Origin of the sequence: Porphyromonas vaginalis (assembly GCF_958301595.1) — a bacterium.
GTDB lineage: Bacteria > Bacteroidota > Bacteroidia > Bacteroidales > Porphyromonadaceae > Porphyromonas > Porphyromonas vaginalis.
In genome coordinates this window covers 816,170-838,959 of the sequence record NZ_CATQJU010000001.1, presented here as the reverse complement: position 1 = coordinate 838,959, position 22,790 = coordinate 816,170, and the positions used below count along the sequence as shown (strand labels likewise).

General features: G+C 53.2%; 16 protein-coding genes and 1 riboswitch. Of the genes, 9 read left to right on the top strand and 7 right to left on the bottom strand.

The genetic code is table 11. The features are described 5' to 3' along the window. Nucleotides 1-395 precede the first annotated feature (395 nt). The 6 genes from Q2J34_RS03335 to Q2J34_RS03310 form a co-directional block, all read right to left on the bottom strand. Nucleotides 396-1,754 (bottom strand): aldehyde dehydrogenase family protein, encoded by a 1,359-nt coding sequence (locus Q2J34_RS03335; RefSeq protein WP_300969270.1) that lies wholly within the window; start codon nucleotides 1,752-1,754, stop codon nucleotides 396-398. 40 nt (nucleotides 1,755-1,794) lie between these two features. Next, complete coding sequence (locus Q2J34_RS03330; protein ID WP_300969269.1) at nucleotides 1,795-2,910, bottom strand: 4-hydroxybutyrate dehydrogenase; 1,116 nt, start codon at nucleotides 2,908-2,910, stop codon at nucleotides 1,795-1,797. 15 nt (nucleotides 2,911-2,925) lie between these two features. Then, nucleotides 2,926-4,212 (bottom strand): acetyl-CoA hydrolase/transferase family protein, encoded by a 1,287-nt coding sequence (locus tag Q2J34_RS03325; RefSeq protein WP_298889326.1) that lies wholly within the window; start codon nucleotides 4,210-4,212, stop codon nucleotides 2,926-2,928. A 101-nt stretch (nucleotides 4,213-4,313) separates the two neighbouring features. Next, nucleotides 4,314-4,607 (bottom strand): NifU family protein, encoded by a 294-nt coding sequence (locus tag Q2J34_RS03320; protein WP_300969268.1) that lies wholly within the window; start codon nucleotides 4,605-4,607, stop codon nucleotides 4,314-4,316. A gap of 12 nt (nucleotides 4,608-4,619) precedes the next feature. Then, a complete protein-coding gene (locus Q2J34_RS03315) occupies nucleotides 4,620-6,092 on the bottom strand; it encodes a 4-hydroxyphenylacetate 3-hydroxylase family protein (protein ID WP_300969267.1) in 1,473 nt (490 codons plus the stop codon). A 92-nt stretch (nucleotides 6,093-6,184) separates the two neighbouring features. After that, on the bottom strand, nucleotides 6,185-6,316 hold the full coding sequence (locus tag Q2J34_RS03310) for a hypothetical protein (protein WP_298889322.1): 132 nt from the start codon (nucleotides 6,314-6,316) through the stop codon (nucleotides 6,185-6,187). Nucleotides 6,317-6,359: 43 nt separating this feature from the next. Beyond that, nucleotides 6,360-6,637, bottom strand: a riboswitch (cobalamin riboswitch). Nucleotides 6,638-6,984: 347 nt separating this feature from the next. On the opposite strand from Q2J34_RS03310, the gene Q2J34_RS03305 reads away from it, so the two are divergent. Next, nucleotides 6,985-9,582 (top strand): T9SS type A sorting domain-containing protein, encoded by a 2,598-nt coding sequence (locus Q2J34_RS03305; RefSeq protein ID WP_300969266.1) that lies wholly within the window; start codon nucleotides 6,985-6,987, stop codon nucleotides 9,580-9,582. A 165-nt stretch (nucleotides 9,583-9,747) separates the two neighbouring features. Here the strand turns inward: Q2J34_RS03305 and Q2J34_RS03300 are convergent, their stop codons facing one another. After that, a complete protein-coding gene (locus Q2J34_RS03300; RefSeq protein ID WP_422763826.1) occupies nucleotides 9,748-11,046 on the bottom strand; it encodes an alpha-L-fucosidase in 1,299 nt (432 codons plus the stop codon). Nucleotides 11,047-11,753: 707 nt separating this feature from the next. Here Q2J34_RS03300 and mnmG point away from each other — a divergent pair. From mnmG to Q2J34_RS03260, 8 genes are all read left to right on the top strand, one after another. Beyond that, complete coding sequence (mnmG, locus tag Q2J34_RS03295; protein ID WP_300969265.1) at nucleotides 11,754-13,631, top strand: tRNA uridine-5-carboxymethylaminomethyl(34) synthesis enzyme MnmG; 1,878 nt, start codon at nucleotides 11,754-11,756, stop codon at nucleotides 13,629-13,631. Between the two features lie 27 nt (nucleotides 13,632-13,658). Continuing rightward, on the top strand, nucleotides 13,659-15,467 hold the full coding sequence (gene uvrC, locus Q2J34_RS03290; RefSeq protein ID WP_300969264.1) for an excinuclease ABC subunit UvrC: 1,809 nt from the start codon (nucleotides 13,659-13,661) through the stop codon (nucleotides 15,465-15,467). A 12-nt stretch (nucleotides 15,468-15,479) separates the two neighbouring features. After that, entirely contained in the window at nucleotides 15,480-15,932 is a 453-nt protein-coding gene (gene dtd, locus Q2J34_RS03285) for a D-aminoacyl-tRNA deacylase (RefSeq protein WP_300969263.1), read from the top strand. After that, nucleotides 15,932-16,306, top strand: coding sequence for a nucleotide pyrophosphohydrolase (locus Q2J34_RS03280; RefSeq protein ID WP_300969262.1), 375 nt, complete (start codon nucleotides 15,932-15,934; stop codon nucleotides 16,304-16,306). The genes dtd and Q2J34_RS03280 overlap by 1 nt, the downstream gene beginning before the upstream one ends. 24 nt (nucleotides 16,307-16,330) lie before the next feature. After that, nucleotides 16,331-17,197, top strand: coding sequence for a deoxyribose-phosphate aldolase (deoC, locus tag Q2J34_RS03275; protein ID WP_300969261.1), 867 nt, complete (start codon nucleotides 16,331-16,333; stop codon nucleotides 17,195-17,197). Nucleotides 17,198-17,343: 146 nt separating this feature from the next. Next, nucleotides 17,344-18,498 carry a DegT/DnrJ/EryC1/StrS family aminotransferase gene (locus tag Q2J34_RS03270; protein WP_300969260.1) on the top strand — a complete coding sequence of 385 codons (1,155 nt, stop codon included), beginning with the start codon at nucleotides 17,344-17,346 and terminating at the stop codon, nucleotides 18,496-18,498. Between the two features lie 10 nt (nucleotides 18,499-18,508). Next, nucleotides 18,509-20,095: a peptide chain release factor 3 gene (locus tag Q2J34_RS03265; RefSeq protein ID WP_300969259.1), complete on the top strand. Its 1,587-nt coding sequence runs from the start codon at nucleotides 18,509-18,511 to the stop codon at nucleotides 20,093-20,095. A gap of 275 nt (nucleotides 20,096-20,370) precedes the next feature. Beyond that, entirely contained in the window at nucleotides 20,371-22,770 is a 2,400-nt protein-coding gene (locus tag Q2J34_RS03260) for a TonB-dependent receptor (RefSeq protein WP_300969258.1), read from the top strand. Nucleotides 22,771-22,790: the final 20 nt, after the last annotated feature.

Below are 22,790 nucleotides of genomic sequence, written 5' to 3'. Positions count from 1 at the left end.
CCAAGCTTGGAAAGCAAAATTTCCAGCGTTGGAAATTATCTTTTCCACCCTTGGAAATTTTATTTTCCAAGGGTGGAAAGCTTTTTGGAAAACAGCTGTTACACTGAGATATAGGGATAAATAGAACGCTCCCGACGAGGAGCGTGCCTCATCGGGAGCGTTGCATTAGGAGACTGTTGCATAAAGGCGAATCGCTGTGTTGCTTTCGGGATTCGGCTTCGGTCACATACGGAGGTATGCTCCCTTCAGACCTCACCCTCAGCGCCTTGCGCTTCATCCTTTCTGCAAAGTCAGGACAATCTTGCTTGCAAGATTGTGAGACTGTTGACTTTTGCAACAGTCTCATTAGGTGCACTCTCAGTCGTAGTGCACGCAGAGCGTCTGCGCTAGCGGACTTAGTTCATCGCCCAGATCTCCTCGTCGGTCGGCACGTGAACGTGTGGCGACATACGAGCGATGCGAGAGATGTTGAGTAGGTGCTTGTAGGTAAGGTTCTCCGAGATAGAGTTATTGCCCCAGCTACCGCAGCCTAGGGTTGTGGTCACGGAGAGACCGTTTTGGATCGATCCGCCAGCCGTGATCGAGCAGGGAGCGTTGACGATGAGACGCGATATGGTGATCTCGTCGCCAGCCTTGATGATGTTACCCTGATTGTTCGAGTGGATGCCTGCCGTGTGGCCACTACCCTCCATCTTGAGGTTGGTATTAGCCAGCTCGATAGCCTCGTCAAAGTGCTTGTAAGGCAGACAGGTCATCACGGGGCACATCTTCTCCTTGCAGATAGGATCGGCCGTGCCGACGCCCTTGGCGGGCACGATGAGCATGCGAGTACCCTCGGGTACGGAGATGCCGGCGAGCTGAGCAATGTGCTGTACGCTCTTGCCGACCACGTCACGGCTGATGGTGCCGTTGACGAAGAGCGTATTGACCATCTTGTCATGCTCCTCAGCTGGTACGAAGTAAGCTCCGTGATCCTTGAAGGCCTGGAAGATCTCCTCCCGGTGCTGCTCAGGATAGATGAAGCACTGCTCACCAGAGCAGATGATGCCGTTGTCGAAGATACGTCCGCGGATGATGGTCTCGGCAGCTTCGTTGTAGTCGATATGCTCGTCGAGGATGACCTGCACGTTGCCAGCGCCTACGCCAAAGGAGGGCTTGCCCGAAGAGTAAGCAGAGTGTACCATACCCATACCACCCGTAGCGACTACGACGTCGACGGCTGCCATAAGGTCTTGCGTGGCTTGGATAGAGGGCTCGGTGACGCACTGGATGAGGTGCTCGGGTACGTTGAAGTCCTTAAGACGCTCCAGTATGAGCTGGATGGTATGTGCAGAGCAGTTCTTAGAGCGTGGGTGTGGCGATACGATGATAGCGTTGCGTGTCTTGAGTGCGAAGGCGATGTTTGCCATCGGTGTGACGATCGGATTGGTCGTCGGGGTGATAGCAGCGACGACACCTACGGGCTTAGCGATCTTGATGAGACCGGTCTTCTCGTCGATGTCTAGTACGCCCATACTCTTCTTGCCCTGGAGGTTGCTCCATACGCCTTTTGACTTGTTGCGGCACTTAGCTACTTTGTCCTCATAGACGCCCATCTCGGTCTCGTCGACCGCTTCACGAGCGAGCATCTCAGCATTGTCATAGACGACACGACAGAGAGCCTTGACGACCTGGTCTACAGCGTCCTGGTCGAAGCGTGCTTGGTAATCCTTCTGTGCCTCTCGTGCTAGAGAGACCATTTCTTTAATATCCATAGATATGGTTGTTTATAGATTGAATTGTATGATAGCTTTATTAGTAGAGAGCCTTGTAGATGTCTCTAATCTCGTCCCGTGTGAGGGGGGTGTAGTTGTTTGCTAGGAGGCGCTGCTGCGTAGCGAGGACTGCATCGGCAAAGCCTTCGATCTCCTCCTCCTTCATACCGTAGGTGTGAAGCGGATTCTTGGCGATCAAAGCTGAGAGCAGTGTGTCGATCTCGTCAAAGAGCGTGGCGGGCGTACAACCCATCAGCGTGGCGAGCTTCTCCTTGAGGAGCTTCATCTGACCAGCTGGAGCCTTGCGCTCGTAAGCCTTAAAGACCTCGGTGAAGAACTGATAGTTTGACTCACCGTGGGGTACGTGATAGGTGCCACCGAGCGGATAAGAGAGCGCGTGGACGGCACCAACACCCGCATTGCCGAAGGCGATGCCGGCGAAGTTGCTCGCCATAATCATCTCGCCCATACACTCGAAGCGGTAGTCGGGGCCCTTGTCTCGTATCTTCTGGAAGACCGGGATGATGATCTGCCAAGCTGCTTCGCTAAAGATAGCGGTGTAGGGATTGCACTTGGGCGAGAGGAAGGACTCCACAGCATGTATCAGCGCATCGATGGCGCTGCAAGCGTAAAACTTGAAGGGCAGCCCCTTGAGTAGCTCAGGGATGATGACCGCATTGTCAGCTACGATGGCATCGTCGGCGAGTCCCATCTTCGTCTGGCGGCTCTTGATCTCAGCGATGGAGATATTGGTCACCTCGCTACCAGTACCACAGGTCGTGGGGATGATGATGAGCTGCTTCTCCTTGACGAGCGGGATCTTCTTGTCAAAAGCGTCCATCACGTCTGTCAAGCCACGCAGCACGAAGAGCTTGGAGATGTCGATGACCGTGCCACCGCCTACGGCTATGACACGATCGAAGTCCGTGCCCTGGAGGTCGTGGAGGATCTGATTCATCATCTCCTCCGAGGGCTCTCCTGTGCCGTAGTGCTCCTGCATGACGAAGTGGCAGGGTAGCTGGGAGGCTTTCATAAAGGGCTCGTAGAGGAAGTCATTGGTGATGACTAGATCACGCTCCCCGAGTGCAAAGGCTTTGGCAAAGTCTGCAAAGGTCTCGAACTGGTCGATGACCGTCTTGAGCTTGAATAGTTGCATAGTAAGAATGTATTATTATAGTTTGAATCTTCTCTTGCACTCCGCCTCTAGCTCGGGGCGGAAATTGGGATGAGCGATAGCTGTCAGTGCCAAGGCTCGCTCACGGAGCGACTTGCCCTTGAGGTGCGCTACACCATACTCGGTGACGATGTAGTCTACGTCGTTGCGAGAGGTAGTGATGGCAGCACCCTCCGTGAGTAGGGGTACGATGCGAGAGGCGGTGCCTCGACGTGCCGTGGAGGGTATAGCGATGATGCTGCGCCCGCCCTTAGACCAAGCGGCACCACGCACGAAGTCTACCTGTCCGCCTGGACCGCTGAACTGTCGCAAGCCCATAGCCTCAGAGACCACCTGCCCCATGAGGTCTACCTCGATACAGCTATTGATGCTCACGAGGTGATCGTTTTGGGCGATGATGCGCGGATCGTTGACATAGTTGACGGGACGCATCTCGATGGCTGGGTTGTTGTGCGCAAAGTCGTAGAGCTCTTGCGTACCCATGAGGAAGGTAGCAACCACCTTGTTGGGGTGGAGCGTCTTGCGCTTGCCCGTGATGGTGTTAGCCTTGATGAGCTTGACCACACCGTCAGAGACCATCTCGGAGTGGATGCCTAGATCCTTCTTATCCTTGAGGAAGAGCAAGACAGCATCGGGGATTGCTCCGATACCGAGCTGGAGCGTGTCTCCATCCTGTATGAGCTCTGCGCAGTTGCGTCCGATAGCCTCCTCGACCTCTCCGATGCGTGGCAGGTCAAGCGCGTAGAGTGGGTAGTCGGCCTCGACGATATGTGTGAGCTGAGAGATATGTATGAGGTTGTCTCCGCCTACGAATGGCATCTGCTTATTGAGCTCTCCGATGACGACTCGCGCCTGCTCAGCGGCGGGCTTGCTATAGTCACAGGAGGTGCCGAAGCTGCAGTAGCCCTCCTCGTTAGGATAAGAGAGCTGCACGATAGCCACGTCGGGGTGAAAGACTCCCCCGGGCTGCATCATCGAGGGCACCTCGTAGAAGTAGGAGGGGACGAAGTCAGCGCGCTGCTCATCGACAGCGGGACGCGTGTTGGCACCGACGAAGTTGGTCACGAGTCTGAAGTGCCCCTCCATCTCGGGTGCTGTGTAGGGGCTTTCGCCCAGGGTGACCATGTGGAAGATGCGGACGTTGTGAAAGTGCTCATAGTTTCGCGCCAAGGCAGCGACGCACGCTTGCGGTACAGCGGCCGCATGAGATAGTACGACGAAGTCACCGTCCTGTATGTGGGAGACCGCTTCGTCTGGAGAGATACTGCTAAATGGGATAGACATAGATAGAGATTAGAGATTAGAATTTAGAGGTTAGAGATTGGCTGTTGGCTATTAGCTGTTGGCTTTAGTGACTCTAGCTAACAGCTAAGAGCCAATAGCCCTTACCTCCGTATGATCCGCAGCGCCTCGGCGATGAGTTCGTCGCTGACACTGTCGTCCACAGTTACCGTTAGGGTGGGGAGCCCTAGCTCGCTGCGTAGCGTCTCCTGCACTACCTCTTGGATCGTACTACTGAGCGAGGGGCATGCTTGACAACTCCCCGAGACCTTGACGAAAACTTGTTCGCCAGCGACCCTCAGCAGTGCTATGTCGCCCCCGTGTGCTTGGAGCTGGGGACGCACACAGCTACTGATGATGGTCGTGATCTCGTCTACCCTAGAGGATAGATCTGTCATAAGAGATAGGGACTACTTGCCCTGAGGCTTATCTAGAGAGGTGTCGATATGAGCTATCTGACGAGCCAGCTCCTTCTTTGCCTCCATATTACACTGACGCGAGATCATGATGCGCTGAGCCTGTGGCGAGCCAGCACCATGTAGACTCTCCGTGCGGTAACCTACGGCTGCGGTACCGAGCGTGAGGTTCTCGATCAGACGTAAGATGCGCATACGATTCACCGTGTCCGTACCCTTAGCACCAGCGAGGTACTTACGTACGAGTGGCCCAACCTCCTCGTGCTGCAGGTCAGCTTGGCTAGGCATCGTAACCATCAGACCGCCTGCTATGTCCTCAGCGAGACGGGTGATTTCGTAAGGATAGCGGGTTACATTCTGCTTACATACGTTGGCCAGAAGCATATCGATCAGGTAGTTGCCCGACTTCGTCTTCTTGCCCTCAGCCGAGCAAGCGATACCGCAAGCGTAGAGCGTCTCATTGAGGTGAACCATCTCGATCAGCTTGTCCTTGATGTGCGAAGCCCGAGGCACGCCGTTGTAGTCAGCAGCCAGAGCTGCAGCACCGATCAGGACGTCGCCCACACCTACCTTACAGCCACCATAGGACTGACGGTGATAGCCAGCGAAGCGCTCGACAAGCATATTGGAGAACTGATACTCGCGGCACATGAAGACACGCTCCATAGGTACGAAGACGTGATCCATGATGAAGAGCGTCTCATGACCTCCGAAGGTGGAGTTACCCAGGTCAATGTCTGCGCCCTCCTCCATCTTACGCGTGTCGCAAGACTGACGACCGTAGATGATCGTCACGCCCTCCGCATCACTGGGGATGGCAAAGGAAACAGCGTAGTCTGCGTCATCCTCACGCATTGAGCAGGTAGGCATGATCAGGTGCTCGTGCGAATTGACCGATCCAGTCTGGTGAGCCTTAGCCCCCGTGACGACGATACCGTCAGGGCGTATCTCGTTGATGTGTACGTAAAGGTCGGGATCCTCCTGCTGTGAGGGTGAGAGGCTGCGGTCGCCCTTAGGATCGGTCATAGCACCATCTACGACGAGGTCGTTGTCCTGGCAGTACTGTACATAGTCTCTGAAGCGCTGGTGATAGTTAGTGCCACACGCCTCGTCCATCTCATAGGTGGTAGACCAGATAGCGTTGAAAGCATCCATACCGACACAGCGCTGAAAGCAGCTAGCGGTTTTCTGGCCGAGGAGACGCTGCATCTTGACCTTCTTGACGAGGTCCTCAGCACTCTGGTGAATGTGGCAGAAGCGATTGATCGTCTTGCCCGTAATATTGGAGGTAGCGGTCATCAGATCCTTGTACTCCTCCTGCTGTGCCAGCTCATAGGTCATCGCTAGCGAATTGAGCGATGGACGGATCATGGGGTGGTCGACGGGGTTGTCGATCTTCTTGCCCATGAAGTAGACATTGAGATGGAGAGCTCTAAGGCTCTCAATGTACTCTTCGCGTGTTTTCATAACTTCTTTTCTGTATAAAGTGAATAGAATCGTCGTGCGTCAGAGTAGGACGATCGAGATACAGAGCAGAAGTCATGGGCAGCAGCACTATCCTACAGCTCGGAGCCTGCCAAGACATCCTGGCTGGCAGTAGGGTGTGACTGATGCGTGTAGACACAACGAGAGGGAGCCTCATAGTCAGTCTTGCTGCTATGGACTCTATCATACGCACTATGTGAAGCCATATATGTCCCGCTGTCATTCTTTTTATTTCCTAGCTCTGAAAACAAAAGTCCTATGGCACAGGCAGGTCTTCTGACTTCTCCCTAGTTCGTATAGCTCACATCGAGTCGTACAAAACGGGCGATACCCTGGGTCTTCCCATAGCTACCTACGGTACCTTCACGCGAAGGCTAGTAGGGGTCGTGCTACAGTGACATCATGATGCAGGGGCGCACTTCAGGAGTTACAGCTGAGAGTACAGTCTTGGCTTCGCACCAAGTTCCCTATTCAGACGGGGTAACAAGATTGGTTGTTCCTCGTACACCTATGCACCGCAAAGGTACATAATATATTCTAATCCAACCACAAGAAGCTGTTGGCTGTTGGCCGTTGGCCGTTAGCTGTTGGCTAGATTCACTGCTGCCACTCGAGCTACTAGAGCCACTAGCCAACATCTAATTTCTAATCTCTAACTCCTAATCTCTTTTTTTTAATATCTTTGCCTAGAGCTGACGCAACTCAGTAGATGCTACGAGTTTAGTACGATGACTCACCTTGACAATTGCTATCTCGTGTAGCAGAAGACACTAAGCATAGGAGAAAACATAAATCCATAATACAAACAAACATGAAAAGGATTAGATTACTGCTAGGATGCATCCTATTTATTTGCCTGTCACTATCGCAAAGCATGCTTCTGACAGCTCAAGAAGACCTTGTTGCAGAGATGAATGGCACCTATGCGACGGGATCAGAACTTAACCTATGGGTGTCATCTCGCTCTGGCTCTATCCGAGTCGACTATGGCAATGGCTCAATCACTGAGCGACAGGTCTCTACAGACCCTAACATGCCGACGAAGATCAACAGCTACACGACAGAGGGCAAGTCGGTCAAGGTATACGGCCGCGACCTGACGGCTCTACGATGCTTTTGGAACAAGCTTACGTCTCTCACGCTCCACGCTCCAGAGCTAGAGGTACTCATCTGCCACACAAATAGCATACCCTCTCTAGACCTGACAAGTAGTCCTAAGCTACGCATACTAGATGCCACAGAGGCGGGGCTGACGACCCTTCAGATGAACGGTCTGACCCTAATCGATACGCTCGTATGTGATGGCAATGAGTTAACACAGCTAAATCTGGGTGGCATGACACACCTCAAGCTCTTGGAGTGCTACAAGAATAAGCTATCACAGCTGGATCTCACCTCTTGTGCAGATCTTGTCAAGGTGTCTGCTCACAAAAACCAACTCACGACACTCAACGTGTCTGGACTGACCAAGCTAGAGGAAGTCTCTTGCTGGAGGAATAAAATAGCTGAGCTAAATCTCTCTACAGCAACTGCTCTCAACGCTCTAGACTGTAGCGAAAACAGCCTAACCAAGCTTCTAGTCAATCCATCGGCTCCTATTAAGAAGATCGAACTCTATGACAATCAACTCTCAGAGGATGCTTTTAATAGCTTTATCAAGAGCCTGCCCGATCTATCCGGACAAGAGTCTGGTACCCTCAAGGCTGTCAAAACAAGTACTACAAGCCCCGAAGGAAATCAAGTGTCTACGCAAGCCATCCGAGAGGCTAAAAGCAAAAATTGGCGTATCTACAAGGGATATGATGAGATAACACTACCTATGCCCCATGCGACCCTGACGACTAGCGGTGTCTCTCAGTGGACTATATCTGCACAGCTAGCTGATGAGTCACAACAAGACAAGGTATGGATCGATTGGAACAACGATGGCATCTGTCAAGACAATGAGCGAGGTCTCCCTGATGGCAAACATGACGTAGAGGCTAAAACCATCACAATATATGGAGATCTAGAGAGGCTATTCTGTTATGAAAACGCCCTGACAGACATAGACGTATCCGCTCTCCAAAGCTTGAAGAGCCTAAACATTAGTGACAACAGCTTGACTCAGATAGACCTCTCTCACAATCCGCTCATTGAGGAGCTGTGGATGCAAAACAATCAGTTCACAACGATCGATCTATCACACCAGCCAGCTCTCGATAATCTCAATGCATCGAATAATAAGCTCACAGAGATAACCTTCGCTCCTCAGTCAGCAACGAATCGTATCGATCTGTCTAACAACAAACTGACGACTATAGACTTATCAAATACGCCTCATCTAGCCTTGCTCAACTGTAATGACAATCAACTGAGCACTTTCGATGGTTCGCCTGTCGGGAACTTGAGCTTCCTATATCTAGCAAACAACCAGTTTAAGGCTTTTGACCCCACAAACCTACCTGAGCTTATAGAGTTAAATCTCAATGGCAATCATCTCTCCAACATCAATCTAAAAGGTCTCGATTGGTTGACCAAGCTACTCCTAGCTGGCAATAACATATCCACCATCGATCTCACAGGCTGTCCTGATCTAGCACAGCTCAACCTTGCAGAGAACCCCATAACCGACTTAGACCTAACCCCATGCGGTAGCATCTTCTGGCTCAATCTATCTGGATGCGGGCTGAGTAGCGTAGATGTCACCTCTCTATCTTACCTCTCTATGCTATATCTCCCCTATAATCAGCTCACCGAGCTAACCCTGCCTACTGAGTGCGAGGAGCTTGTAGCTCTAGATATAGAGGGCAATCAGATCAGAGGTGATAAGATGCAAGCTCTCATCGATCAGCTTCCTAACCTAGAGTATGGTGTAGGAGAGTTTTATGTAGTCGCTCAAGACAGCCTCTATGGTAATGCCATCTCCACAGATCAAGTAGTGACTCTTCTTCAAAAGTCTTGGAAAGTATTCCAAAGCACCAAGACTCAGCCAAAGTATATCGAATTTGCGGGCTACACGATGTGTCCTGTACACCTCACAGTAGGAGAGCATGGCACTGCCTCTATTGTAAACTATCAGCCCTACAACGAGGTTCCAATGGGTGTCCGTTTACAGCTATCTGTGACACCTGAAGCTGGCTATAAAATCCAGTCGATACTCGTCAATGGAAAGCCTCTAGAGGGGATGGAGTTCGAAGTGCTTCAGGAGACTAACGTAGAGGTCATCTTCGAAAAAGAGACTGCTCTGCAATCCCCAACAGACGCCTCTGTCGCGCTCTTTCCTAACCCCGCAACAAACTACATTACCGTCCGCACGGCTATCGGCAGCACTATCGAGATCTTCGCTAGCGATGGCACACTGGTAGACACAACGCAGACCGACATGCCAGAAACTACCATCTCCGTAGCACAGCTGCCAGCAGGACATTACGTAGCACGGATCACCGAGCGTGATGGTAAGACGGTACTAATGCCTGTGATTATCCGATGAGCTTCATCGTCTCCCAGACTGCGGACTAACACACGCAGATTCCATCTATAGAGCGACCCCTGTAGGAGTGCATACTAAAGCATTCCTGCAGGGGTCACTACATTCACTGAATGTCGCTACGCTAGCTAGATGATTGTCAAGCGAGTGTAGAGCGCAGGGACTCGCTCACAGCGCGACCTCGACCACGTAGTCGATGAGACCTGCGGGGCGACGGATAGTCAGCTGCAGCGCGCCACTATCAGTACGCGTATAGGCTATCGGCTCACGTGTGATATAGTCCACCACAGCCGTTGGGGTCTGCGGCAGAGAGATCTCGATCTGCTCCACATCTTCAAAGATATGGAGGTAGAGCTTCGCCCCCTTTGTTGTGGAGACACCCCAAGGCTGCTCGGCAATGAGCCCTGCCTGGCTCCCATAGATCGTCTCTCCATAGCGATCCATCCAGTTACCGATCCCGTTGAGCCGCTCGATGGCCTGCTCGGGTAGCTCGCCATTGGGCTGTGGTCCCACATTGAGTAGCAGATTGCTTCCCTTGGCAGCAGCGCGGACTAGTAGCTCGACCAGTTCGGCAGTACTCTTGTAGTTTGTATCAGCGACCTTATAGCCCCACATGCCATTCATCGTTTGGCACATTTCGAGAGGCAAGTGGCTGATCTGCTGCCCCGAGAGACCCGCTTTGTTTTCGCCTGGCAGGTCGCGCTCGAACATCTGAAAGTCTTCGCCCTCAAGCGGCGAGATATGATGATTATTGCCTATCAGACAGCAGGGTTGAAGCTTATGAATGTATGCGTATAGCTCCTCCATCCTCCAGTCAAACGGGATCGAGTCGCTGTCGTGATCCCAATAACCATCTAGCCAGATAGCCCCTACCTCGCCGTATCGGGTCAATAGCTCGTGGAGCTGCGCCTTCATAAAGGCAAAGTAGGAGTCATAGTCAGACGCCATAACTCGCCCCGTGTGCAGTCCTGTCCTACCTAGCGGATAGTCTGGGCGGATCCAGTCGAGGATCGAGTAGTAGAGGTGCAGCTTGAGCCCCTCGGCCTTACACGCCTCGGCAAGCTCACTTAGCACATCTCGCCCGAAGGGGGTAGCGTCGACAATATTGTAGTCACTCGTCTCCGTATGATACATCGAGAAGCCATCATGATGCCGCGTCGTAAAGGTCACATAGCGTGCGCCTGAGCGCTTGATAGCCTGAGCCCACGCCGTAGCATCAAAGCGTATCGGGTAGAAGCATGAAGCAGCCTTAGCATACTCATCTTTGTTGAGCTTGCCAGAGTTGAGATACCACTCCCCCTGAGCATACATACTATACAGCCCCCAGTGAATGAAGATGCCTAGTCGGCTCTCCTCAAAAGCCTCTCGCGCCTGCAGATTGCATGGCGACGGTGTGTAGCTACGCTGAGCAAAGAGGGCTCCGCACCCTACCAGTAGCATAACTATCCATAGTAAGCGTCGTCTCATAGTTTGTTATTCGTTGCCTATATCGATTGACTCCGCAAACTTACGAAAATGATTCGTGACGCACCCCACCCCAGTTAAACACGAGACTGTTGACTTTTGCAACAGTCTCACACAGGAGCGCATCTAATCTCTGACGCCTTATAATCGCTCTGTCAGGAGCTACACATGAGCAACAAGCGAGGCTTGGATGAGTTCACTATAATGGTGTGTCACCCATGGATTGGCTGTTAGCTATCGGAACCATCGGAGCTATCAGAGTGATCGGATCTCTAACTTCTAGCTTCTAAACTCTAACCTCTAAACTCTAACCTCTAATCTCTATTTACATATCTTTACGGGGAAATTCGTCCGATTCTCTCCTTTATCGAATATCCACGTGGGGAATCTCAAATTTCCACGTGGATATTTTTCTTTTTCCACGTGGGGGCGAATCATTTCTTCCGAAGTTTCATTTCATTCCTCCGAAGTTTCATTTGATTCCTCCGAAGAATTTTTTATTCTCCACGTGGAGATTTTGAAATATCCACGTGGAAATCACTTTTCACCGACACCGCGCCGCATCGATATGTAATCAACTCCAAATTATTGCAACGAGCCGACGTTGAATTTACCCAGCCAAGAGCTAACAGCCAACGGCCAATCTCTAACCTCTAAATTCGTACCTTTGCATGAGGCTGATACAGGTCAGCCGAGGCTACGGATCTACAATGAAGACTCACTTTGACATTATCGTAATTGGTGCAGGGCATGCTGGCTGCGAGGCGGCGTGCGCTACGGCGCGCATGGGTGCCTCGACGCTCCTCATCACGGGAGATATGAACAAAGTGGCGCAGCTGAGCTGCAATCCCGCCATGGGCGGCATAGCCAAGGGGCAGATAGTGAGAGAGATAGACGCACTTGGCGGTTACACTGGACAACTGTCTGACGTCGCTACGATACAGTGGCGCATGCTCAACCGTAGCAAGGGACCAGCCATGTGGAGCCCACGAGCGCAGCTAGACCGTATGCGCTTTATGGAGCTATGGAGAGGCCAGCTAGATCAGACGGATCGCTTGGCACTCTGGCAAGACTTCGTCGTAGATATAAAGTTTGGCGCAGAGGATGGTAAACATCTGGTAGTGACACAGTTGGGCATTACCTTTACAGCGGCAAAGGTTATCCTCACGGCAGGAACTTTCCTCGGGGGGCTGATGCACTTCGGTAAGACGATGATCCCTGGCGGACGCATTTCAGAGCCGGCCAGCCACGGCATCACAGAGTGTCTCGTAGCGGCGGGGCATCATGCGGATCGTATGAAGACGGGCACACCTGCCCGCATCGACGGACGCTCCGTAGACTGGTCCCTCGTAGAGGAGCAACCAGGTGACGAGGAGGCAGGACAATTCAGCTTCCTCCCGATGCAACGGAGTCATCTGCGACAGCGCTCCTGCTACATCCTCTATACCAACGAAGCTTGCCACGACATACTCCGCGCTTCGCTCAGCGACTCACCACTCTACAACGGTCAGATACAGAGTATCGGCCCGCGCTACTGCCCCAGCATAGAGACGAAGATTGTCAACTTCGCCGACCGCACGCGCCATCAGCTCTTCCTCGAGCCCGAGGGTGAGGAGACGAACGAGTACTATCTCAACGGCTTTAGTTCGTCGCTCCCTATCGATACACAGATCCGAGCTTTACAGACGATCCCCGCACTGCGAGATGTACAGCTCTACCGCCCAGGCTATGCGATCGAGTACGACTTCTTTGACCCTCGTGACCTGCACCACACGCTGGAGAGTAAGTTGGTCCCTGGCCTTTACCTAGCTGGTCAGGTGAACGGCACCACTGGCTACGAGGAGGCGGCTGGACAAGGTCTCCTCGCAGGGATCAATGCTGCCCTAGCTCTACAAAAAAAGGCTCCGCTCGTGCTGAGACGAGACGAAGCCTACATAGGTGTCCTCATTGACGATCTCGTAACCAAGGGGGTCGACGAGCCGTACCGCATGTTTACCTCACGCGCTGAGTACCGCATACTCCTACGTCAGGACAATGCCGACCTACGACTGACGCCCTATGCGGAGCAGCTGGGGCTAGCTACCACAGAGCGACTGAATCGCCTCGAGCAGATCAAAGAGGGCATAGCAGCTCTAGATAATCTCTGTGCTAACTACTCTGTCAAGCCGGAGGAGGTCAACGGCTACCTCACCAGTCTAGGCGAGAAGCCACTAGACTTTGGCACTAAGCTCATCACCCTACTCCTTCGTCCGCACGTTTCGCTCAGCGGTTTGATCGCCCAGTTAGACGATTTCGCCATGCAAGTGGCAACTTTGATCGGCGATGACGAGGAGATTCTCACTCGCACCGAGACCGCCATCAAGTATCGAGGCTATATCGAGCGGGAGGAGCAAGCCGCGCAGAAGCTTCACCGCCTCGAGTCGCTGACGCTAGGCGACAAGCTCGACTACCAGCAGATTGCCGCACTCCCCATAGAGGCTCGCGAGAAGCTCTCTCGCATCCGCCCCGCCACCATCGCTCAGGCCGCCCGCATCCCAGGCATCTCCCCGAGCGACATCAACATACTCCTAGTTTTATTGGGACGATAGCTCACCGTTTCACGTGAAACAATCAAAATGAACCGAGACGAAATCAAAGCTATCCTCCCAACCATCCCGCAAGAGCCAGGATGCTATCAGTACCGCAACAAGAACGGGACGATCATCTACGTGGGCAAAGCGAAGAATCTGCGCAACCGCGTCTCTTCGTACTTCAACAATTCGCCCAAAAACCCAAAGACGACGAGATTGGTCAGCGAAATTCGCCAACTAGAGTATTTTGTGGTCAATACCGAAGCAGAAGCTTTGGTCTTGGAGAATAACTTGATCAAGACCCACCTGCCGAAGTACAACATACTACTCAAGGACGACAAGTCCTACCCTCGTATTGTCATCACGGACGAGCCGTTTCCCCGTATCTTTACCACAAGAAAAGAGGTGGGCAAGGGGGACTACTTCGGCCCCTACCCCAATGTGGCGATGGCGCACACCGTCATTGAGCTAATTCATCGGGTCCTCCAGCTACGCTCATGTCGCTACGCTTTGACCCCCGAGGTGGTGCGGGAGCGACGGGTGGATCTTTGTCTGCAATACCACATCAAGAAGTGCGGTGGCCCTTGCCAAGGGTTAGTCTCGGCCGAGGAGTACGCCCATGCGGTGCAGCTAGCCCGACGCATCCTCAAGGGAGAGATAAACATCCTCATAGAGGAGGAAGTGGAGGAGATGAATCGCATGAGCGAGCGACTGGAGTTCGAGCGAGCCGAGCAGCATCGTCAGAATATTGAGACGCTACGTCGCTATTCGGGCAAGCATGTTGTCGCGCCAAACATTCGCGAGGCAGATGTTTTTGCATACGATGAGGACGATGTCAATGGTTTCGTCTGTATGATGCAGGTACGCCATGGGGCTGTCGTCTTAGCGCACAACTTAACCTTCAAGAAAACGGTCGACTCCACGCAAAGCGACCTGCTCACTTACCTGATAGAGGAACTAAGGCAGCGCTTCGGCAGCACAGCTCGTGAGGTAATCCTGGCGGAGCCTGGCGAGTGGGAGAGCGACAGCTATCGGATCACGGTACCACAGCGGGGCGAGAAGAAGCAAATCCTCGAGCTAGCTCAACGCAACGTCTCACGCTATCGCTGGGACTGCTACAAGCGTCAGGAGAAGCTCAACCCCGAGCAACGAGCCACACGTCTCCTCACTACCATGAAGAAGGATCTAGGCATCGATCGCCTACCCCGCCACATGGAGTGCTTTGACAATTCAAACATACAAGGCACCAATCCCGTGGCTGCGTGCGTGGTCTTTAAGAATGGTAAGCCAGCGAAGAGCGAGTACAGAAAGTTTCATGTGAAAACAGTCGTCGGGGCTGACGACTATCGGACGATGCGTGAGATCATCTACCGACGCTATCGCCGTGTGCTGGACGAGGGGCAATCGCTCCCAGACCTGATCATCATAGATGGCGGCAAGGGGCAACTGCATGTCGCCTGCGAGACGCTCAAGGAGCTAGGCATCTATGACAAAGTGTGCGTCTTCGGTCTTGCGGAGCGTTTCGAAGAGCTATACCGCCCTGGTGAGTCGGAGCCTTTGGTCTTGGATCGTCGGTCAGAAACGCTCAAGGTGGTCTGTCATATACGTGACGAGGCGCACCGCTTTGGTATCACTTTCCATAGAGATAGTCGCTCGAAGCAGCAGACGAAGAGCATCCTCGATGAGATACCGGGCATTGGCGCACGGAGCAAGGAGACATTACTGCAAGCCTTCAAGACGCCCCAAAGAGTCGTCAAGGCTAGTCGTGCCGAGCTTATCGCAACCCTCGGCACGAGCAAGGGCAACAAGCTGTACAATCACCTACACCCCGACGAATCTACAGAAACAACCTAGAGAAGAAACAGAATGAAAGCACTTTTACAGCGAGTCACCCACGCCTCTGTGTCGATCGACGGCAACTGCGTTGGGAGCATCCAGCAAGGCATCGTCCTGCTCCTCGGCGTCGGCTACGAAGATGGTTCCGAGCAGATCGAGAAGCTCTGCCAGAAGGTGTGCAAGCTACGCATCTTCGATGACGAGGAGGGCGTAATGAACCGTTCACTACTGGACATTGGTGGCGAAGCGCTTGTCGTGAGCCAGTTTACGCTCATGGCAAACTGTCGCAAAGGCAACCGTCCGAGCTACATTGAGGCCGCCAAGGGTGAGGTATCGGAGCCGCTCTACGAGCAGTTTGTCGCTAAGATGCGTCTCATCATGGGCTCAGATTCAATTAAAACCGGTAAATTTGGAGCCGATATGCAGGTAGAGATACATAACGATGGACCTGTGACCATCATCCTAGACACCGACACGCTCTAATGGACGCTACTAACAAAGTAAAAGAAACGACGCTAGACGAGCTGCAGCAGCTGGTCGACGAGTGGATACGCACCTACGGTGTGCGCTACTTCGACCCGCTGACCAATATGGCGATCCTCACGGAGGAGACGGGCGAGGTGGCACGTGTTATGGCACGGCTCTACGGTGAGCAGAGTGCTAAAGCGTCCGATCATCTCGACCTTGCGGACGAGCTGGCAGACCTGCTCTGGGTGCTCACCTGCATTGCCAACCAGTGCGGAGTCAATCTACAGGAGGCACTTGAAAAGAACCTCCAGAAGAAGACAAAACGCGACGCAACCAGACACTTAAACAACGACAAGTTACGCTCTAAGCAAGCAGATACAACAGAATAATAAACCTTCAAACAATACAAACCAATGCATCAGATAGACAAATACCATAAAGCAATCTCGCTCTACGAACCTATCGAGGGAGATGTTACCGCCAAGGTACAAGCAATCATCGACAAGCACTATAAGGAGTGCTACACACCAGAGGTCCTCAAGCTACTCTACAGCTGTATAGACCTAACCACGCTGATGGGAGGTGATACCGACGAGAGCGTCACCAAGATGGTCGCTGGAGTTAACGACTTCGAGACTAACCATCCCGACATACCCAACGTAGCCGCCATCTGCGTTTATCCCGCTCTGGTGCCTACGGTCAAGGCGACGCTCACCTGTCCCGATGTACGCATTGCTTCGGTAGCTGCAGGCTTTCCCGCTAGCCAAACCTTCCCAGAGATCAAAGTTGCTGAGGTCTCTATGGCTGTCGCCGAGGGTGCCAACGAAGTAGACGTTGTCCTCAACCTAAACCGCTTCTTATCAGAAGACTACGACGGCGTCTGCACCGAGATCGAGGAGCTCAAGGACGCAGCGCGTGGAGCGCACCTCAAAGTGATCATCGAGTCAGGTCTGCTCGCTGATCCACGTCAGATACAGATTGCATCGATCCTGTCGCTCTACTCAGGCGCAGACTTCATCAAGACCTCCACAGGCAAGGAGTATCCAGGCGCTTCACTGGAGGCCGCTTACGTTATGTGTCAGACGCTACGCAAGTATTACGAGCAGCACGGTGAGCGTCGTGGCTTCAAGGCGAGCGGTGGTGTCCGCACGCCAGAGGACGTGGTCAAGTATTACTGCATCGTCAAGGAGATCCTTGGCGAGGAGTGGCTCACCCCTGAGCTCTTCCGTCTAGGTGCAAGCAGTCTTGGCAAGAATCTCCTCAAGGCGATCGAGGGATAAGAGACAAATTAAAAAGCTATGCCCCACCACACCGATGAAAGTGGAGAGGGGCATAGCTTTTTGCCAAATCTGCTCACCGCAAAGCCACAGAGAGCAACAAAAGAGCCAAACGGCCCGAAACTAGCCAAAACGAGAAACTACAGAAGATGCCTCCAATATCGACAGAACAACTTAACTATCAAGGCGTTTACCCCTCACAAGAGGCCATTAAAGCGCAAATTCCTGACGATTTTCTGACCGACTCGGGACTTTGTACGGGATTTGAGCAAGCATTCCGCCGTTTGTTGGGTGTCGAGCGAACGATCCATCTGACCTCTTCGCCACAGGTAGCACTTACCGCTGCGCTGCGCATGTTGCAGTTGCGGGAGGGTGAGTCTCTTTTCGTGCCAGCTTACTGGCGCAAGGAGTATGTCGACTGTTTGCTTGCGATGCGGTTGCGTCCGATCTTTGTAGAGGTCACCTCCTTCAACATGGCGATGGACCCGCTCCTCCTCGGCAAGCATCTCGAGCGCATGACCAATGCGGGCACTCCCCTACCCCGCGCCATCATTGTGGCGCATGCTCACGGCATCCCCGCCAATATGGAGCTCCTCTGCTCCGTGGCGCAACGGTACAATATGACCATCATCGAGGACTGCTCGCAGGCGCTCGGGAGTTCTATCGATGAGCGAGCATGTGGTACCTGGGGGCAGCTCTCTTTCTTCTCCTTCTCCACGGGCGAGATCATACAGGCTGGGATGGCTGGCGCGCTCAGTTGGTCCGAAAACCGTAGTCTCTCCATCGATGCACCTTATCATAGCTGGAGTGCTCAGGAGAAGCTCTCGATCGAAGCTTGGTTACGCCCCTATCCGCTAGCCCCTCTGCAGGCGGCAGTCTTATTGCCTCAGCTAGCGCAACTCAAAGAGGTCATAGAGAAAAAGCGTCTCATGGCTAAGCTCTACCGCAAGTACCTCACGCAAGCCTTCGGTCTCCGCTATCTAAGCTGGCCAGAAGACGCACCGCACAGCTATCGACCTAATTATAGTAGTCAGCCGATACATATCGAGCCCACGATGCTTCACTTCTCTCGTCACGAGCTCGGGCGGGCGCTGCAGGAGGAGCGATTCGTCCCGCTCCTACCGCCACTAGAGAGTCTCAGCGAGCTGCCCGCACTCCACGCCTACAGCAGTGTAGTCAGTGGCGTAGCGCAGAGCATGGCACCCGATCTACTCTACCTGCCCAACGATAGCACGCTGACAGGCGCCCGCACCTTAGAGGTTGTCGAAGTCATTCGTCAGCTCGTTTACAAGTACAATAGCTAATCATCTTACGATGTCCACCCCTTTAGAAAAAGAAATACGTAGTCGTCGCACCTTTGCCGTCATAGCGCACCCAGATGCGGGTAAAACAACCCTCACCGAGAAGCTCCTCCTCTACGGAGGTGCCATCCACGTAGCTGGAGCCGTCAAGAGCAACAAGATCAAGAAGAGTGCTACTAGTGACTTTATGGAGATAGAGCGTCAGCGTGGTATCTCCGTGGCAACCAGTGTCATGGGCTTCAACTATAAGGACTACAAAGTCAACATCCTCGATACCCCTGGTCACCAAGACTTCGCCGAAGACACCTACCGCACGCTCACCGCTGTGGATAGCGTCATCATCGTCATCGACCACGCCAAGGGTGTCGAGCAGCAGACGCGTCGCCTCATGGAGGTATGTCGTATGCGCCACACACCCGTCATCGTCTTCATCAACAAGCTCGACCGTGAGGGACTAGACCCCTTTGACCTCCTCGATGAAGTCGAGCGAGAGCTCGGCGTCGTGACTACACCGATGGTTTGGCCCATAGGCATGGGCGACCGCTTCAAGGGCGTGTACAACATCTTCGACCACGAGCTCAACCTCTTTACGCCCAATAAGCAGCATGTCGTCGAGGACCTCCACCATATCGAGAGCCTCGACTCGCCCGACCTCGTACAGCATATCGGCTCCGCCGCTGCCGAGCGACTCGCCGAGGAGGTCGAGATGGTCGAGGGCGTCTACCCCACGTTCGACCACGACGCTTATCTCGCTGGTGAGCAGGCTCCCGTCTTCTTCGGCTCGGCACTCAACACCTTTGGTGTGCGTGAGCTACTAGACACCTTCGTACGTATCGCACCCTCACCCCAGCCCGTACAGGCCGAGGAGAGAGAGGTAAGTCCTTACGAAGAGACCTTCACCGGCTTCGTCTTCAAGATCCACGCCAATATGGATCCCAACCACCGCAGCTGTATTGCCTTTGTGAAGGTCTGCTCAGGACGCTTCGAGCGCAATGCTTACTACCGTCACACACGCCTTGACAAGCAGGTGCGCTTCTCCTCCCCCACCGCCTTTATGGCCAATAAGAAAGAGGTCATCGATGACGCCTATGCTGGTGACATCGTAGGACTCCCCGACACGGGCCTATTTCGTATCGGCGACACCCTCACTTCAGGCGAAATGCTTCACTTCAAGGGGCTGCCAAGCTTTAGTCCTGAGTACTTCAAATATATTGAGAATGCAGACCCGATGAAGCAGAAGCAGCTCATCAAGGGTACCGACCAACTGATGGGCGAAGGTGTAGCGCAGCTCTTTGTCAATCAGTTCAACGGCAGACGCATCATCGGTACCGTCGGTCAACTTCAGTTCGAAGTGATCCAGTATCGCCTACTCCATGAGTATGGTGCCGAGTGTCGCTGGGAGCCGCTGCATCTCTACAAAGCGTGCTGGATCGAGAGCGATAATGCTGAGGAGCTGGCCAACTTCAAGCGTCGCAAAGCTCAATATATGGCTCTAGACAATGCAGGTCGAGACGTTTACCTAGCGGAGAGTAGCTACATCCTGCAGATGGCACAGCAAGACTTCCCGCACATCCGCTTCCACTTCACCAGCGAGTTCTAATGCATCTCTGCTCGCGACCCGCTGCCTAATCAGGGTCAAAAAAGGTCTCGTTCATAGACCAGTCAAAGATACTATCGCAGGCTACAGACTCATGTTGAGCTCGGCACTCTAGAGCTCCCAACATTAGTCTGTAGCCTGCAAACATTTCAGCGGGTCCTAGACTCCGCAAATCTCACGAGCGACCCTTTGTAAGAACGGACAGACCGCAGCAATTACCCACTTTTAGGTATTGGGAACGAGGAGAATAGCTAGTACTTTTGCGTGTACATAAAGTTTTGTTTACAACACGCATGAGTACCTATCCGCATCATCGCTCTTGGCTGGGTCGCACGGTATATAGCCTCATATTAGTCGCACTATCATCGACCGTCTACACGCTCGTCGCTCAGAGCAATCCTGGGCGACGCACCTACAGCGCTGTGGTGCTAGACGCTACGTCGCATGAGCCACTCATCGGTGCCTCACTGTGGGTTGAGGAGCTACATCAAGGCGTAGCTACAGATGCTGATGGTGCCTTCACCTTGTCTCTACCAACCAAAGGGGAGTACCATATCAAGGTAAGCTATGTAGGTTACAAAGACTACACCCTCCGCTATAGTAGCAAGCGGGCGAGCCAAGCTCCTCAGCGTATCCTCCTCTCAAGTGCTACGGCGGAGCTAAACACAGTTTTCGTTCACGGTAAGGGGCAGACACAGCGACTGCGTGAGATCCCCTCGTCCATCACCGTCATCGACACACGAGAGCTGCACGGTACGGTCTCTTCGCTCAATGAGGTACTCAACCGCTCTATGGGGGTCAAGGTGACCAGCACGGGTGGCATCGGGAGTACTTCCCGTATGATCATACAGGGGCTAGACGGCAAGCGCATTGCTATCTTTGTCAATGGGGTACCTATCGGGAGCTCTGATCAAACTAGTCTTGATGCCTTTGCTGTAGACCAGATAGATCATGTAGAGGTGTACAAGGGGATCATCCCCTCGTGGCTCGGTGGCGAGGGACTAGGTGGAGCAATCAATATAATCTTGCGTCACGAGGAGCAACAAGACCATCTAAGCGCCTCCTATGAAGTAGGCTCCTTCCATACGCACAAGGGGAGCTTGCGCGCCAATAAGTACTTGCCCGCTCTCGGACTGAACCTTTCCCTTGCTCTCCAAGGGCTTTACACGGACAATGACTATACCTTTGACTCCCCCTTTGAGCAAGGACTGGTGGTACGGCGAGATCATGACACCTATGCGAGCTATGGAGGCTCTCTGTCCCTATCCCTGCACAAGCCGTGGATAGACCATCTGTCGCTCTCGCTAGGTGCTGATCGCACCTATCAGGAGATACAGGGAGGTGTCCTCAATCTGCAAAACAACATCCAGCATGCCCACACCCACACGACGAGCCTACAGGGTGCGCTATCAGTCGCAAAGAGCATACTAGATGGCAAGCTCTATCTAAGCTCGACAAGTATCGTCGCGTACCAATTGCTGAACCACGTGGACACCTCACACTACTGCTACGACTTCGCTGGGCGCACCTTCCCCAGTGGCTCCGGTCAAGGCGAGATAGGTAGCATGCCCAATGACTCACATGACCAGCTCATCAACATACAGGAGCAGCTAAACCTGCGCTACCAGCTGTCGCCCGCTCATCGTCTCCTAGGCAATATCTCCTACCGCTTCGCTCGACGTGATCCCCACGATGAGCTAGCCAGCAAATATACCAAGCTCGCTGTGAGTGGCTACCCTGGGTATATACACTCTCTCATATCAGGTTTGACACACGAATGGAAGCTATGGGACGAGCGCATTACCAATGAACTGGGTGTGAAGCATGTCTACTTCTACTCTGCAGTATCTCCCCTGGGCTTCACCATCTACGAGCAGGATGACGCTCCACTCACCAGCTCACGCTCCGTATGGGGCGGTAGCGAGGCTATCTCTATCAAGGCTCTCCCCAATCTCACGCTCAAAGGCTCTACGCAATACACCATGCGCACCCCTCGTGCCGAGGAGATCATCGGTGACGGTGTACTCATCTACCCCTCGCCTAAGCTAGCACCGGAGCGGAGCCTTAACTTCAACCTAGGCGTCAACTGGCTCTGCAACCCTGACGACTATCCCAACTGTCGCATCGACCTCAACGGATACTATATGAATGTGAGGGATATGATCAAGCTAGTCATGGAGAGCCTTATCATGAAGTACACAAACTTCGGTCAGGTGCGCATAGCAGGCGTAGAGGCGGAGCTCTATGCCAACCTCTTCCCTTGGCTGACCATTCGCACCAACATCACATATCAAGATGCACGTGACAAGATGAAGACAGCGATCGGGGGCGGTCAGAACTTCCACTACAACTATCGTGTACCCAACATGCCTTACCTCTTTGGCAATGCGGAGATCCGTCTGCAGGGCGACCAGCTACTCCTCTCCGATGATCATGGCGAGGGCTTTATAGCGTGCGAGTACACGGCACCCTTTAGCTATGGGTGGGAGGCGAGCAAGGTGAGCCGACTACAGGTACCTCGCCGATGGAACTTCAACATGGGAGTGCAGTACACGCTCTTTCAGCATTACCACCTAGCTCTAGAGGTCAACAACCTCTTCAACACAAGGCAGTGGGCGGAGTATCAGTACCCACTCCCGACACGCTCACTACGTGCCAAGCTCCAGGTTACATTCTAACTAATCAAGATGACTATAAA